This is a genomic window from Leptospira ellinghausenii, from assembly GCF_003114815.1.
Classification (GTDB): Bacteria; Spirochaetota; Leptospiria; order Leptospirales; family Leptospiraceae; genus Leptospira_A; species Leptospira_A ellinghausenii.
On record NZ_BFAZ01000009.1, the window covers coordinates 1,551,485 to 1,566,041 of the forward strand.

Consider the following 14,557-nt stretch of genomic DNA (forward strand, 5'->3'; position numbering starts at 1 on the left):
CAAAGTTTTAACACAATTCTAAAATTCTCCAAATGTGAGGAATTCCTCATGTTTCGGGAATAACTATGGAAAAAACCAAAAAGATATTGATAGGGATCTTAATGGCAATGTTCTTAACCTTCGGTTTGAATTTTTGCAATTCGGAAGATCCGGCAAACTCGGCTTTTGTTCATGTGACGATGATGGACAATGCCTTTCATCCTCCAGTGATTCGCACCTACAAGGGTGGGAAAATTCGTTTCGTGAACGAAGGAAATAATCCTCATAACGCTATTTCCATTAATAAAGATTGGTCTACAGAAACCAGTTTTGGCAACTTAGCAATGTTTCGCGGGGCACATACAGATGTGTTTTTTCCGGAAGAGGGTGTGTTCCCATATTTTTGTTCCTTTCATGCATCTCCTGATGGAAAGATTGGAATGACGGGTGTTGCTGTCATTGGTAATGCTAGTTACAATCCACAGGCGAATACTTCAAAATCAAAAATTTCAAAAACATGGACAGGAGTTACAAGAAAAGTTCCTTCTCAATATAAAACAATTCAAAACGCTGTTGATGCTGCATCTCCTGGAGATTTGATTTTAGTAGCAAATGGAATTTATAAAGAAGAAGTCACCGTAACGACACCATCCATCACCATTCGAGGAGAAGATAGAAACCTAACCATTATCGATGGTGAATTCCTTCGAGGAAATGGTATCATGGTTGTTGGAGCAGATGGTGTTGCGGTTGAGAATATCACAACTAGAAACGCTACACTAAATGGAGTATATTGGACTGGAGTAAAAGGATATAGAGGTTCTTATATTACTGCTTACAATAACGGTGATTATGGTGTGTATGCATTTGATTCTGTTGATGGTCTCATTGAACATTCCTTTGCATCTGGTTCTCCTGATTCAGGTTTTTATATTGGTCAGTGTAATCCGTGTAATGCGATCATAAACGATGTAATTTCTGAGAATAATGCCTTAGGATATTCAGGAACAAATTCAAGTGGTAATATATATCTTTTGTCTTCCATTTGGAGAAAAAACCAACTAGGGATTGGCCCGAATACATTAGATCGTGAATTATTACCTCCACAAAAACAAATGGTTGTGAAGAAAAATATTGTTTATGATAACAATAATAAAAATGCACCATCTAAAAAATTGGAGTATCCTTCCATAGGGAATGGTATCGCACTCCTTGGTGCTTTGGAAAATGTGGTCGAAGGCAATTTAGTTTTTAATCATAATAATTATGGAATTCTTGTTACGATGAACATTGATGAAAACATTTGGATTTCTAATAATAATATCGTTAGAAATAATCAAGTTTACCATTCCGGTCGAGGAGACATTGCCCTTAGTGGTCCCGTTAATGTTGGGAATTGTTTTGAAGGAAATTCTTATGGAGTATCAAGTCCTCCATTTTTGGAATCCTTACAATCATGTTCAGGAATTCGATACCCACATATAGGTGATATGTCTTCTAGTATTGGACTCCTTGCTTTGTTTGTACAAGCAAACTTAAAGGAGTTTGTATTAGGTTCCTATAAAAACCAACCAATACCACCTGCACAATCCAACATGCCAAAAGAATTTTTGGCAAAGGTTGTTCCTGCTCATGATGTTTTTGAAACGAATAAGGGACTCATCGAGACAGCAGAGTTACCTAAGATGGATCAAAAAGATTTTGAAGCACAGACTAACAAGATGTATACTTCTGGATGGAGAGTTCACTACCCTGGAACTCTTAAAACATGGTACTTTCACATCATGGGATACCTATTGCCATTTGCAATTTTTGCTGCTTGGACAGGTCTTGCTATGTTAGACAGATTTTCCATTGTTGGTGCGAAAGTAGATAAGTACTTTTGGTTGATATTACTTTTACCTTTTATAGGATCGTTGGTTTATTTATTCTCCAAAGATTCAAAAATTTCTCCGGTAGTCAGAAATACTGTCGTATTCGGTGGGATTCTATTGTTTTTAACTATACTGGCTTACGCTGGTTATGCGATGACTGCGGTGACAGAACCGTCTATAACTTAATAGGAGTTTTTTATGGAAACAAATTTTGCAAATCCAGGTTTTTGGACTTATTTTATCGGATCGTATGCGTATTACTTGCCATTCGTTTTAACAATGGTTTGGGCTCCTCTAGCTTTGTTTGGTTTATCGAAACAGAAGGATATGACAACAATCAAACAAATGATTTGGTCACTTGTGATTTTGGTTGTTCCAGTGATTGGTCCTGCTTTGTATTTACTCTTTATCGATACAGAATATGAGAAAAAATTCAAACAGATTGCAGTAGGTGGTGGACTGGCAGTATTTGCAATTGTTTGGGCATTAAGTTTAGTCTCTCACATTTAAAGTAGGATTGAAGACTATGGATCGGAAAAGTTTTTTAACTACAATTGGATTTGGTGTGATGGGTTTTGTGGGATCAATTTTTGGTTCCATAGGCTTTAACTCTAAAAAATCCAATGAGTTATGTGCACCTTCTGATCCATCTTCTTCTACAAATTTTGGGATCGTAACTACCCCGAGTGTCAGTGATAATTATCAAAATTCCATAGGTGCTGCAGGTAGTTTACGTGGAACAAATACGTATGGGAGTATGGCACACCCACCTTTTTTTATCAAAGAAGATTATACTGAACGTTTTTACTTTCCACCTAACTATAGTAATGGTAAGATTAAAACAAAGGATTTTAATCTAAATCTTTTTCCATTGAGTGTTAATATTGCCCATAATGTAAATTACCAAGCATGGACATTCGATGGAATTGTACCAGGTCCAATCTTACGTGCCAATTTAGGGGATAATCTACGAATCCACGTAAAAAATTCAAGTCCCGACCCACACTCACTTCATTTTCATGGTACGCATGATCCAATGGAAGATGGTTGGGAACCAATTCCTGCTTTTGGAGAACGAACCTATACCATTGAAGCGGGTCCGATAGGATTACACCCATACCATTGTCATGTGCCACCTCTCATGGTACACACCGCGAAAGGTTTGTATGGTGCTTTATTAGTTGATCCTCCTGCCAAACGAAAACCAGCTCATGAATTTGTATTAACTTTTTCTGGATGGGATACCAAGGGTCAAGGAAAGAATGATTTTTATACTTGGAATGGAATTGCTGGGATTTATGATCGATACCCAATGAAAGTTCCTGTTGGAGAAAGAGTTCGGTTTTATATACAGAATATGATGGAAAGAGAGCCTGTAATGACTTTCCATTTGCATGCACAAACCTTTGATATCATTAGAAGTTTAGGTTCCACTGTTCCTGATGGCCATTCTGATGTGGTAACAATCGGACAGACAGAACGAGTTGTGATCGAATTTGTTCTTAAGAAGAAGGGTCGGTATATGTTTCATCCTCACCAAACTCATATGGCTGAAAATGGAGGAATGGGTTGGATCGTTGCCGTTTAAGTATGATTAGACTGATCTGTTTTATTTTTATTTTTTTCATTAGTTTTGGATGCCAATCAAAAAATGAACTGAATCAGGAAGTATGGAATCGATTAGGTTTTGTTCTTCCCAATGGCCTCAGTCTAAACCCACAATTTTGGTCTGAAAAAAAGTCGGTCTTATACTTTGGATTTTCACATTGTCCAGATATGTGCCCACTAACATTGACAAATTTTGGTAGGGCCTCATTGATATTGGGGGAACGTGCTAAAGACTTTCAATTTGTATTTATTACATTGGATCCTGAAAGAGACTCTCCGACTACCTTAGAAAAATATGTAAAAAACTTTCCCAGTAAAAACTTAACTGCACTATCTCCGAATGTTGAAAGTTTAGAGACCTTGACAAAAATATTTGGAATTGTGAAAGAAAAGGTGGGCGAAGGAAATTCTTACAGGATTGATCATTCCAATTTCATTTATGTATTGGATCAGAATCAGAAAACCATCAAAACTTTTCCAGGCGGGGTATCTGCAAATGCGCTCGCAACAGAACTTAGGAAGATATCTGAACTTTAGAAGTTAATATGATTTCGATTTCTGTTCTTGTCCCTTCTGGGTAATTTTTTGTGATTTCAAAGTTAAAGTCAGTGTAAAGATTTTTGAGTCTTTCTTTTATGTTTCCTAAAGAACGACTCATCAACTTTTGTTTGTCTGATAATAAATCATCTGAAATTCCTGTTCCATTATCATACACAACAAAACTAAACACTGAATCTTTGATCATCTTTGCATGAATGAATAATTGAAATTGTACAGCTGACGAACTTCTAAATCCGTGTTTAAATGAATTTTCAATGATTGGCTGTAATAACAAAGGAGGTAAAATAACGGAAGAAAAATCTCCAGTTTTTTTAAAGTCTATTTGAATTGTGTCATAAAATCTAAGTTTTTGTAAGTGTAAGTAGTCTTCTAAAAAATTCCATTCCTCTTCGAATGGAATCCAATCTCTTTCCGTTCTGTCAGAAATAAAGCGGTAATTATTGGCAAGGCTCATGATCGCATCACCAATGAGTTCTGGTTTGATTTTGTGTAATGCATGAATTGTATTCAGTGAATTAAACAAATAATGTGGATTCATTTTTGTTTGTAGTGTTTTTAACTGACTTTCTTTTAGAGTCTTTTCAGCTTTTAGTAAATCTTCTTTGTAGAGTAAGGCTTTTTGCCTGTCATTAAACAATGTTCTTTCCAAAGCAAATCCTTGTGAGATCACTCCAAACAAAACTCCCCAAAAAACAATTCCTGAAGGCGAAGTATCATTGTATTTGATTGCTAAAAATATTTCTAAAATCACTAAGAATAAAGTAATACTAAAACCAATGAAGTGACCAAATGCTTCCTTACTTCCTTTTTTCCAAGCTTCATAAGTGATAAAAATTGGACCCAAGATATTTATCAAATTGAATAAGATAAAAAAACTGCGAGTGCTGATGAGAAATGAATGTGAAATATCAGAGAATGGAAGGGAAAACACTAATATAGTTGTTAGTGAACAAATAAATACATCAATGTAGATTAAATAATCTAAAACTTTAAAAGATCCACTTCCAAACAATCTTCTAACACCAGATAACATTGGTATAAATACAAAATTGGAAGAAATAATAGATAAAACATATAATGTTTGGGTATTGGTAAATAGGTAACGTATAAATTCGTTTGAAGTTAGTCCTAAAATTCCAAAACATAAGGAAAAGGAAGAAAAATCTAGCAGTATGTTGTACTGTTTTTTGAATTCAATAAAATAGACTAAAGCACAAATGATTCCTATCATCATAAAAAACGAATGGAAAAAGATGGTGGTTAAATTTTTTAATGCGATCTCTCGGTAAAGAGCCGTTTGTTTTCCGATTAAATTTTCAATAATCGTGATGGAAAATAAAATTCCCTTTTTATGAAATAATCGTAAATAATAATATTGTGATTTATCTTTTGGAATTTTTACCCAGGAAAACTTAGATTGGAAAATATTTGGTAAGTACTTTGTATCCGTAAATTCTCCGTATTTAAAAATAGAATCACCAAATTCATTAAAAATTTCAATATTTAATCCTGCATGTTCCAGTAGGAAGTGTAGTTCTTCATTTTCAATAGTTGAAAATGCTTTGGATCTTAGCCAAATGTATTCTGAATCTGTAATTCGTTTGAATTCCTCATCATTGATCCAACCCGATGTGGATAACCAGTACACTTTATGCATTTTTTGAAAGTCAATTTGACCAGAATCATCTGCAGGAATATCTCCTACAAAATAATCAGCATTTTCAGATAAGTAATATTCGGAAATCGAATTGTCTTTAGGTTTTAAAATAGAATAAACATAAGAAGTAATCGAAACAGAAGTAATTAAAAACAATAAGCAAATTGATAGATATGGTTTTTCTAAAAATTTGCCTATTGTAATTCCCATTTAGGTTAGTCTTCGAGTGAGAAAGTGATTGGCAAACGATGGGCCATTTTCTTTGGTTGACCTTGCACATAACCAGGGCTAAATCGTACTCTCTTAATCAGTTTTAAAGCAGCTTCATCAAAACCATATCCAGCTCTTCCGGAAACAATTTTTGCGGATTGTAAACTTCCGTCTTCATTAACTTGGACAAGTAGTACCACTTGTTTTTCCATTATGTTTGCTGCTTTTGCTTGTGGTGGAAAGTATTCCTTTAAATCAAAGTCGATGATAGCTGTCGGCATTTTGTCTCCATTAAATGAAAACAAATAACCATCCTTGTCAGTGCCGTTCCCAGATAATTGATTTGGATTGATATCAGAATTGTCTGGTTCGTCCGCCTTATCTTTGTTACTTCCCTCAACCCATTCTTGTTTTTCGATAGGTGCTGGTGAAGATGTGCCTCCAATTAACTCTGGGGGAATTTCTTCAAAGTTTACATCTACATCTTCAAAAGCAGAATCTTCTACTACTTCATCCCCTCTGAGTTGGCTGATTCGATACCCTGCATAAGTAGCAGTATGTATGAATAAACTTCCAGCCAAACAAATATGAAAGACACGTTCCTTATTTTGTTTGATAGAAGATTTGAACTTTACTAAGAGTTCAATAAACCGATTCATTTTTTTACACTGAGGGCGATTTTTGTGACTCCGGCTTTTCGGATGATTCCCATCAGCTCCGTAATTTTTCCATAAGGCAAACTTTCATCAGCAGATAATGTCAAACGCATGTTAGGTCTGATTTTGGCTTCTCTTTCCAAGTTTCGAACAAGACCTGTTATATCAGTGTCTTTTCCTTCTAAAAGAATTGCACCTGTTTTGGTTATTGCTACTTGAACTGATTCCGCTACGTTGGGATCAGCAGCTTGTACTTTTGGTAAATTAATATTTAAACTTTCTTTTTTTAAGAAGTTTGCTGTTACCATAAAAATTACGAGAAGTACTAAAATCACGTCCACCATAGGAGTGATGTTGATACTTCCGATTTCTTCGTCTTGTGGTCCTGATGCTCCAGCCATAATTATACCTTTGTCTTATTCATTTGATAAGAGAGTAGTTCTTTTTTCAAAATTTCAAGGTTTTGCAAAATCACCTTTGCTTTTCTGGAAAAGTAATTATTCGCCATTACCACAGGAATCGCCACTGCAAGACCAGCAGCCGTTGCTAGGAGCGCAGTTGAGATAGAACGCATCACTACTTCTGCACCAGAACTACCCAGTGTTCCCAAACCATAAAATGCTTTGATGACACCAAGAACTGTTCCTAAAAGTCCGATAAAAGGAGCGTTGTTTCCTAATGTATTTAAAATAGGTAAACGTTTTTCTAACTCCAATTTCTCGGATAAAATTTGACCTTCTAAACTTTCATCTAGACCTTTGCGTCCGAGTTTTAATTGTCTTAATGCAAATTGGATGAATCGTGTGTAAATTGATTCTTCTCCTGCATCCGTTTTCCAATGAATTTCAGGTTCTTCTTGGAGTGAGTTTCTAACTTCAGATAAGTAACTTTCATTTTTTTTACCCAAAGTTTTTTTATAGTAAATGAGTCTTTCAGCAAACACAGCAAGTGCGATAACACTTGCTACTCCCATAGCAACAAAAACTAATTCTTCACCTAATTCTACATATTCCTGCATTTTAATCTCCGTCTTGAATGTTATTAAATAAAAAATACAAAGGTATTTGTTCATTTGTTATCTGATTGTTTGTTGTTGCAAAACAAGATCGTAAACAAGCAGTAGCAGTTGGGCTTGTAATACTTGCTTCGATCAGTGCAGTAAAACTTAATTGTCCACATGTTCCCGCATTTGTTTTAGTTTTCCAATCTGTAGATTGGCAATTAAAAGAGCAGGTTTGTGCAATGCTCGACAGATTTTTATACAATGGGCTCGTGATTAAACCTTGGCATGTTTGGGTTTTCACAGTAGCGCTGGTTGCAGTAAAACTTCCTCCAATGGAAGTGTAATAAGCTTGGAAACAAAGATCTTTGTTTGTGATCATTGATTCGCAGGTTTCTTGTGGTGCATTTGGGGTAGTCAAGTATTGGAGTAATACTGTTTCTTTATATGAATCTTCAAATTTTTTATCTTCTGCACAATTGATAAAGATAAGTATCACAACTAAGTAGGTTAAAAATTTCACTAGAAATGTACCTCCATACCTACGTTGAAAAAAGGAATTACGGTTCCACCAGGCAATTGTAGAGTTCCGAAAGTATCATTTTCTCTTGGATTTGTTGCAGAGAATGGTTTGGAATTATCAAAATCGAATCCATTTTTGTTTTTACGCATGTATACGTTTACAATTTCTAAATACCAGTTTAAATATCCCCATGAATAATTCTCAAAAATATCAAATCGAACATCTAACCGGTGATAATCGGTTCCTCTTTTGACATATCCATATTCGGATGTATAAGGATTATTTGAATACTGCGGATTCCAATAGGTTAAACCATTTAATGGATTCGAAAATCTTCCACCATCATCACCAATGATTGGCCTGGAAGGTAATGAAGTTAAGTAACTCCATCGACCACCAATTTGGAAACCTTCATTCACCCTCCAACCATAAATTACGTTTGCCACATGAGTACGGTCCCAAGGTGCTAACTGTTCTACTGAATTTGGAAAATAAGCCGCTAATATTTTTCTTTCGATCCCACCAACTTGAGTTGTATCACCATCATAAATCTGATACAAGTTAGAGTTTTGAAAGGATTGTGACCATGTATAGGAAATCCAACCGAACCAATCACGAGTTCCAGGTCTCGCATTTTTGCGGATGAGTAATTCATAACCATGTGACCAACCAGAAGCTCTGTTGGAATAGTTTAGGGGACGGTTGGCAACAATTGGTTGTGTTAACCATTGTGATTTATCAGGATTTAATCCAACTGGAGTAGAAACGTAAGGATCATCAATGATCGTATCAGTGAATTCGTTTTTAAAAAACTCTACTTTTACTTGCCATACTTGGTCAATTTTTTGATCAATCCCCGCACTTAACTTTCTTGCACGTTCAAATCTTAAATCAGGATTACCCGTTTCTGAGTTAAAATTTGTAGTGAGTGGAAAACGAGATACATCCCCACCACTTCCGTAAATAGTCATACCTTTTCCTACTTCGGGGAGTGTATAAGAAGCAGTAGCTCTTGGTGTTAAGGCACCGTTGCCAGTCACTTGCACATAGTCATACCTAGCACCAGGTTCGAATAAGAAGTTTCCAAATTTAAAATGTAGAGTAGTATAAGCGTTGTAATATGGTGAATTACCTTGGATACTGATTGGTCTTCCTACAAAATCAGGATTCGCTGAATTATAAGGGTTAGGTGATGGATTTGTTGGGTCTCTGAGTGCTACTTCGGTACCATAATCTCTGAAGGAAAATCTGCGCACTTCGGTTCCAAAATCAACTTTTAGGAATTTTGTTGCTGTCCAATAGGCATCCTGCCTAACTCCAACATAACTTCCTCTTTGGTATTGTTTTCCTTGGATGGAGCCAATTCCGACATTGTATTCACCAATTGGATCGAAGTTGATTAATGTGATTCTATTTTGGAATTTATCTCCTGGAATCCAAGTATAACGGAGTGCAGTTGTTCTAAAACTTTGTCCGAAACTTGCTTTAGCTCCTCCAATTAGGGCAAGTTGTGATGTGGTAGGGTCGTTTGCTGGTTTGTTTGGAACATTGATAGCAAAGTTATCCTGAGCTGTTAAATTATAAAAAGAAATTTGATGTTCAGGTGTAAAGTTATGAACATATTTGATCTGCGAATCATTGTATCTCGGTAAACGAATGCCTTCAGGTAATAGTCCACTGGCACCTAAAGTTTTATCTAGATAACCTAGTTTTCCTGCGATTGCCAAATACCCCTTTCCACCTGATGTTGGTGTTGCTGCATATGCAGTTGTGTTCCAAAGTGATACTTGGAATGCACCTTTTGTTTTTTGCACTGAGTCAACGGTTTCTATTTCAATAATACCACCAGTCGCATTATTGAAGTTTGCTGGGTATGCACCGGAATATAAGTCAATTGATTTAATTAAATCATTGTGAATGACAGATGTTAATCCATCTAAGTGAAAAGGATATAAGATAGGTAAATCATCGTAAAGATATGTATTCGCAGCAGGATTAGCACCTCGTACTATGATTCCATTTGCACCACCTCCAAAGCCAATATTAGGTATTACGCCCGGTAAAGTTTCCAATGCTCTTAATGCTTCACCAAAAGTACCTGGCATACGTTTGATTTCTTCGTATCTGACTTTTGTCCTGGAAGCTACGGTTTTTTCTCTTTCACCTTCTACTACAATCCCTGACTTAGGTGCAGTAGACTTTTTTTCTGTATAAATAGTTCTTGATTCATCTTCATTGCCAACTGAAATTCGAATCTCTTGGATTCCTGTATCACGTAACAAACGCAAGGTGTATTCGCCTGAAGAAGGGAATTCTAATGTTACATTTCCTTCTGCATCTGTTTGTGCAAATTTTTTCGTTTCAAAAATTAATACAGAAAGATTTTTTTCAGCTATTTCCTTTTTAGGATTAATCAGTTTTGCCTTGATGCTGACAGCATAAGCAGGCAATCCTAAAAAAAGAAAAAGAATCCCAATCAGAATCGATTTATTTAATTTGAATTTTGCTGATTTCATTGAAGTTTAAATACCATGGGATATCACCCGTTTCTTCTTCGAGATATATAAGAGTACAAACAAGAGGGTATCCTAAAAAAGGACATTCTGTTCGTGTAATGGCAATCGTACAAAGATCCAAATTTCTTTGGATCGGTTTGTTAACGATCACAAGTGGAGGATTGGGAAGTGGGTTACCACATTTCTCCGATGCAAATTTAGCAGCTGCATAAACTTGGCTCTGAGCATCGTTTGTCTCCACACGATCAACTCCTGATCCACAATTGAAAATCATGAATAAGGTAAGTGAGAGAATTCCAATCTTAACTTTCATTTACTTTCCTTTTGATTGGTTGGAGTCGCTTCTTCAAGTTGGCCAACTACATCAGCAGTTACGATGACTACACTTACAAGGCCTAATGGAAAATATGCTTTGTCTTCCCTTTGTATTTTGATATTGATGAGAGTTTTACCGGTAGGATATTTTTCCAAAATCTGACTCATCGCCAGTTCTACATTAGGTGCTTTTGTAACTGGAAACATTCCTAATAAAAAAAATGCTGAATCTTGGCCAGTTCCCTTTCCCAAAATTTTAAATTCTGTTGATCTGACTACTGTTGCGGAGTCGTATAAATGGATTTCCTTAGGAACATGTGATCCAATGCAACCTAACAAATGAAATGCTATTAGGAAAAAACTAACTGGTATTATCTTTTTAAAAATCATATCCAATGACTCAATTTACTTTTTTGACTTCGTTGGTGTTTGTGAGTTTGTAAATTTTACCAAATCACCTTTGATATTAAATCGATATCGGGTGATCGGTCCAAATATCGATTTATCATTCCAATACCGAATATTCACAAGTGCGTCGCCAGATTCTTCTTCCATAACTTTCTCGTATAAATCAGCGACTGGAGGTTGGGTAATGGGCAATCCGAAAAGTACAATGTCAAACGCATACCAAGTAAAGGTTTTATCTACAGTTTTGATAGTTTCGTAAGGAGTATTTGGAATTGGCTTGTTGCTTGTGGCAATGCCAACCGAGGATGAGGCACAATTGGAAACAAAAGTCAAATATACAAAAGGGAGAATCAATAAAATAATTTTTTTCACAATATAACTCCGTCCATGTTCATTTCGCATTTAGGTTGTTAGAGTCAATGGAATAATTCGTAGTTTCTTTATTCCCTACTTGATTGGGAATGAACGCTACTCATTCGGGAGTGAATTAAGAAAATCAGAGTTTTAGGGCTTCTTTGAGCGACTGTGCATAAGAACGTCCAACTGGTAAGGTTGTTTCATCCTCATTTTTGAGTTGGATTGTATAGGAACCACCCTTGTCATACCGTAAACTTGCCACATAACTTAAGTTCACTAAAAAACCTTTATGGATTCTTATAAATTGAGAATTTGGCAATTTTTCTTCGATTTCTTTAAGCAATTTTGGAGTTTCGTAATCTTTTTGCGTTGTATGAATCACACAACTTTTGTTATTTGCTGAAATAAATTGAATGTCAGGAAATGGTAACAAAAATACTGCTGAATCTGACTGGATTTTTAAATGGATTTGGTTTTTATTTTCATCTGGAATCGTTTGTTTTGATTCCTGCAAAAATCGAAGTGCTTTTTCTACTGACTTTCTGAATCTTTCGAAAGAAAATGGCTTTAATAAATAATCTGTAGCGTCTAAATCAAATGCTTCTACTGCATGTTCACTATAAGCGGTAGTGATCACAAAATAAGTACCTTGTGAACGGTTGGATCTAAGGATGTCCATACCGTTGATAACGGGTAGATTAATATCCATAAATACAATATCAAATTTTTTCTCAGTCAAAAGTGAGTTTGCTTTGTCACCACTTTCGGCAATTCCAGCTAACTTTAATTCGGGACAATTCATCACATAATCCATCATTAACATTCTTGCTGGATATTCATCTTCAATGATTAATACTGAATAAGGTGCCGATTCCATATAAATAATTAGATTATATCAACAAAGAAAAAGGTGACATCATCTTTTAATTCTGCATCAGAATATTTGGTGATTTGGACAACTATTTCTTGCGATAAAGATTTGATGTCTTTGTTTTTACCTTTCTCTAATAAATCAAGAATTTTGCCTTCACCAAATAATTTATTTTCTGCCCTAGCTTCTGTTACTCCGTCTGTAAAAAAGAAATACCGATCACCTTTTTGAATTTGGTGTTTCCATTCAGTGAAAGTGAAACTTTCTTTCCATCCGATGATGGGACCTTTGATATTCATAAATTCAAAAGATTTGCGAATTTTGTTGTATAGAATTGGATTTGGATGCCCTGCAGTAGAAAATATAATTGTGTTTTCTTTTGTATCTACTAAGGCACAACAGGCAGTAATAAAATAACGACTAACAAGAGAAGTAAGTGCTTGGTTCATATGTTCCAAAATTTGTTTTGGAGAGTGAATGGATTTGGTAGATTCACGAAATTGTACTTTTACCATTGATGATACGAAAGCTGCGGGTACACCATGCCCTGCAACATCTGCAATCAGTAAAATTAATCTATTTTCATCCAATTCAACCCAATCATATAAGTCTCCTCCGACTTGCCTCATTGGCAAATAAGTTGTATGGATCCGAATCCCTTGGGTATTCGGATGATTTTTTGGTAACAAATAACTTTGGAGTTGTGATGCAAAAAATAAGTCTTGTTCGAGGTCTTGGTTTTTTTCGCGGAGTTCTATTGTTCTTTCGCGGACTCGTTGTTCCAAGTCTTTTGTGAGAATCGAAAGTTCAGATTCATTTTTGGCATTCCGATAGGAAATAGCTACACCAGAAAGGATCATTAGAACTAAAAATCCATATTGAGTTAAATATACATTTTTACCAGATGTAACATCAATGATGATATCAAATGTTGCTCCAATACAAATACAAACAAAACCTACTGATAAAAAGTAAGCTTCCGTTTTTTTTGCACGTGCTGCTCGGATGACAGCTCTTAATACAAAGAACACTACAAGTAAAAGTGTAAATTCCCAAATCCTTAGTAACAAAATTCGAGTAGGTAATTCAATATCCCAAGTTTGAAAAAATGCAATTGAGATGAGAAAAATAACTAACAACCGTTCTTTTAAATAGAGTTTGTTTTGAAAAAGTGAATAACTGAATAAAAAGATGGAGACTGGCAAAAATGTTTGAGAAGTAAAAAATAGTTTTAACCAAAAGATAAAACTATAATCTGTATATGTATAACTAATATTGAGTAACGGAAGTCTCCACATAACAAAGAATAACGTTGATAATAATAAGTAGAAATTAGTTTTCGCCTGACGTTTTAGTAGAATTGAAAAGATTTGGTAAGCACCAATTCCAAAAAACAACATGATAAAACAAAAATCCCTTCCATCTTCTAAAAGAATCAGTTCTTGTAATTTGTCATAATTTCCCATAACAGGAATTCTTCTAAAAATTCCACCTTGGAATGTTTGGTTTCGAAAATGGATTTCGATTCTTAATTGGTTTGGAGAATTTTCTTTGAGAACTTCATTGGGAATGTAATAAAGTCGTTTGTAATACCAATTGGGAAGATAAGATCCATCGGGTAAAATTTTACCTGTTTGGCCCAGTGTAATTCCATTCACAATGAGTGTATCTACTTCTTGAACACGGTCTAAGTAAATACCTAGAGGTTTTTTGTTTGGTTTGAATGTAAAAGTGGTTTCATAATAACCATGGACAGGAGGAAGAAATCCTTGTGAGGAGAGACCTTTTCCTACTTTAATGGGATGTGTGATTTCGCTTGTGGTAAATGTCCAATTTTCAGCTAGAGATACGATCGTATCTGCACTTATGGCGACAGGTTCGGCTACGAGAGAAAGGATCGTAGTGAAAAAAATTGGGAAAAAAAATGAGAGAATTCTCATCGCTATCCGCTAAAGATAGTGTAGTTTGAAGGGAATGCAAGTTCAATTTTGGTTTAAGCGATGAAAGGATCGATTTTTTAAG

15 protein-coding genes are annotated in these 14,557 nt (G+C 35.3%); 4 read left to right on the plus strand and 11 right to left on the minus strand.

Annotated features, from left to right (window positions below; translation table 11 throughout):
- Window positions 1-65: 65 nt before the first annotated feature.
- From DI076_RS15900 to DI076_RS15915, 4 genes are read left to right on the plus strand one after another with little or no spacing between them, the layout of a single operon-like run.
- Window positions 66-2,039, plus strand: a complete 1,974-nt coding sequence (locus tag DI076_RS15900; RefSeq protein ID WP_108960713.1) for a right-handed parallel beta-helix repeat-containing protein — start codon at window positions 66-68, stop codon at window positions 2,037-2,039.
- Window positions 2,040-2,051: 12 nt separating this feature from the next.
- A complete protein-coding gene (locus tag DI076_RS15905) occupies window positions 2,052-2,363 on the plus strand; it encodes a PLDc N-terminal domain-containing protein (protein ID WP_108960714.1) in 312 nt (103 codons plus the stop codon).
- Window positions 2,364-2,379: 16 nt separating this feature from the next.
- Window positions 2,380-3,441: a multicopper oxidase domain-containing protein gene (locus tag DI076_RS15910; protein WP_108960715.1), complete on the plus strand. Its 1,062-nt coding sequence runs from the start codon at window positions 2,380-2,382 to the stop codon at window positions 3,439-3,441.
- Entirely contained in the window at window positions 3,423-3,998 is a 576-nt protein-coding gene (locus DI076_RS15915) for an SCO family protein (protein ID WP_439957305.1), read from the plus strand. Before DI076_RS15910 ends, DI076_RS15915 begins: the two co-directional genes overlap by 19 nt.
- Here DI076_RS15915 and DI076_RS15920 read toward each other — a convergent pair.
- From DI076_RS15920 to DI076_RS15970, 11 genes are all read right to left on the minus strand, one after another.
- Window positions 3,976-5,889 (minus strand): sensor histidine kinase, encoded by a 1,914-nt coding sequence (locus tag DI076_RS15920; RefSeq protein WP_108960717.1) that lies wholly within the window; start codon window positions 5,887-5,889, stop codon window positions 3,976-3,978. The two genes, DI076_RS15915 and DI076_RS15920, sit on opposite strands and share 23 nt — an antisense overlap.
- Before the next feature lie 5 nt (window positions 5,890-5,894).
- Window positions 5,895-6,548, minus strand: a complete 654-nt coding sequence (locus DI076_RS15925; RefSeq protein ID WP_108960718.1) for an energy transducer TonB — start codon at window positions 6,546-6,548, stop codon at window positions 5,895-5,897.
- Window positions 6,545-6,946: an ExbD/TolR family protein gene (locus DI076_RS15930; RefSeq protein WP_100728042.1), complete on the minus strand. Its 402-nt coding sequence runs from the start codon at window positions 6,944-6,946 to the stop codon at window positions 6,545-6,547. The genes DI076_RS15925 and DI076_RS15930 overlap by 4 nt, the downstream gene beginning before the upstream one ends.
- A gap of 2 nt (window positions 6,947-6,948) precedes the next feature.
- Window positions 6,949-7,563, minus strand: a complete 615-nt coding sequence (locus DI076_RS15935) for a MotA/TolQ/ExbB proton channel family protein (protein WP_108960719.1) — start codon at window positions 7,561-7,563, stop codon at window positions 6,949-6,951.
- A gap of 1 nt (window position 7,564) precedes the next feature.
- Window positions 7,565-8,068 (minus strand): hypothetical protein, encoded by a 504-nt coding sequence (locus tag DI076_RS15940; RefSeq protein ID WP_108960720.1) that lies wholly within the window; start codon window positions 8,066-8,068, stop codon window positions 7,565-7,567.
- Window positions 8,068-10,584 carry a TonB-dependent receptor plug domain-containing protein gene (locus DI076_RS15945; protein ID WP_108960721.1) on the minus strand — a complete coding sequence of 839 codons (2,517 nt, stop codon included), beginning with the start codon at window positions 10,582-10,584 and terminating at the stop codon, window positions 8,068-8,070. The genes DI076_RS15940 and DI076_RS15945 overlap by 1 nt, the downstream gene beginning before the upstream one ends.
- The gene (locus DI076_RS15950; protein WP_108960722.1) at window positions 10,556-10,897 is read right to left on the minus strand and encodes a hypothetical protein; all 342 of its coding nucleotides are present in this window, start codon (window positions 10,895-10,897) and stop codon (window positions 10,556-10,558) included. Before DI076_RS15950 ends, DI076_RS15945 begins: the two co-directional genes overlap by 29 nt.
- Window positions 10,894-11,289 (minus strand): hypothetical protein, encoded by a 396-nt coding sequence (locus DI076_RS15955; protein ID WP_108960723.1) that lies wholly within the window; start codon window positions 11,287-11,289, stop codon window positions 10,894-10,896. Before DI076_RS15955 ends, DI076_RS15950 begins: the two co-directional genes overlap by 4 nt.
- A 15-nt stretch (window positions 11,290-11,304) precedes the next feature.
- Window positions 11,305-11,679, minus strand: coding sequence for an LIC20211 family lipoprotein (locus tag DI076_RS15960; RefSeq protein ID WP_174705063.1), 375 nt, complete (start codon window positions 11,677-11,679; stop codon window positions 11,305-11,307).
- Between the two features lie 124 nt (window positions 11,680-11,803).
- Window positions 11,804-12,541: a LytR/AlgR family response regulator transcription factor gene (locus DI076_RS15965; RefSeq protein WP_108960725.1), complete on the minus strand. Its 738-nt coding sequence runs from the start codon at window positions 12,539-12,541 to the stop codon at window positions 11,804-11,806.
- A gap of 8 nt (window positions 12,542-12,549) precedes the next feature.
- On the minus strand, window positions 12,550-14,475 hold the full coding sequence (locus DI076_RS15970; RefSeq protein ID WP_108960726.1) for a PP2C family protein-serine/threonine phosphatase: 1,926 nt from the start codon (window positions 14,473-14,475) through the stop codon (window positions 12,550-12,552).
- Between the last annotated feature and the right edge of the window lie 82 nt (window positions 14,476-14,557).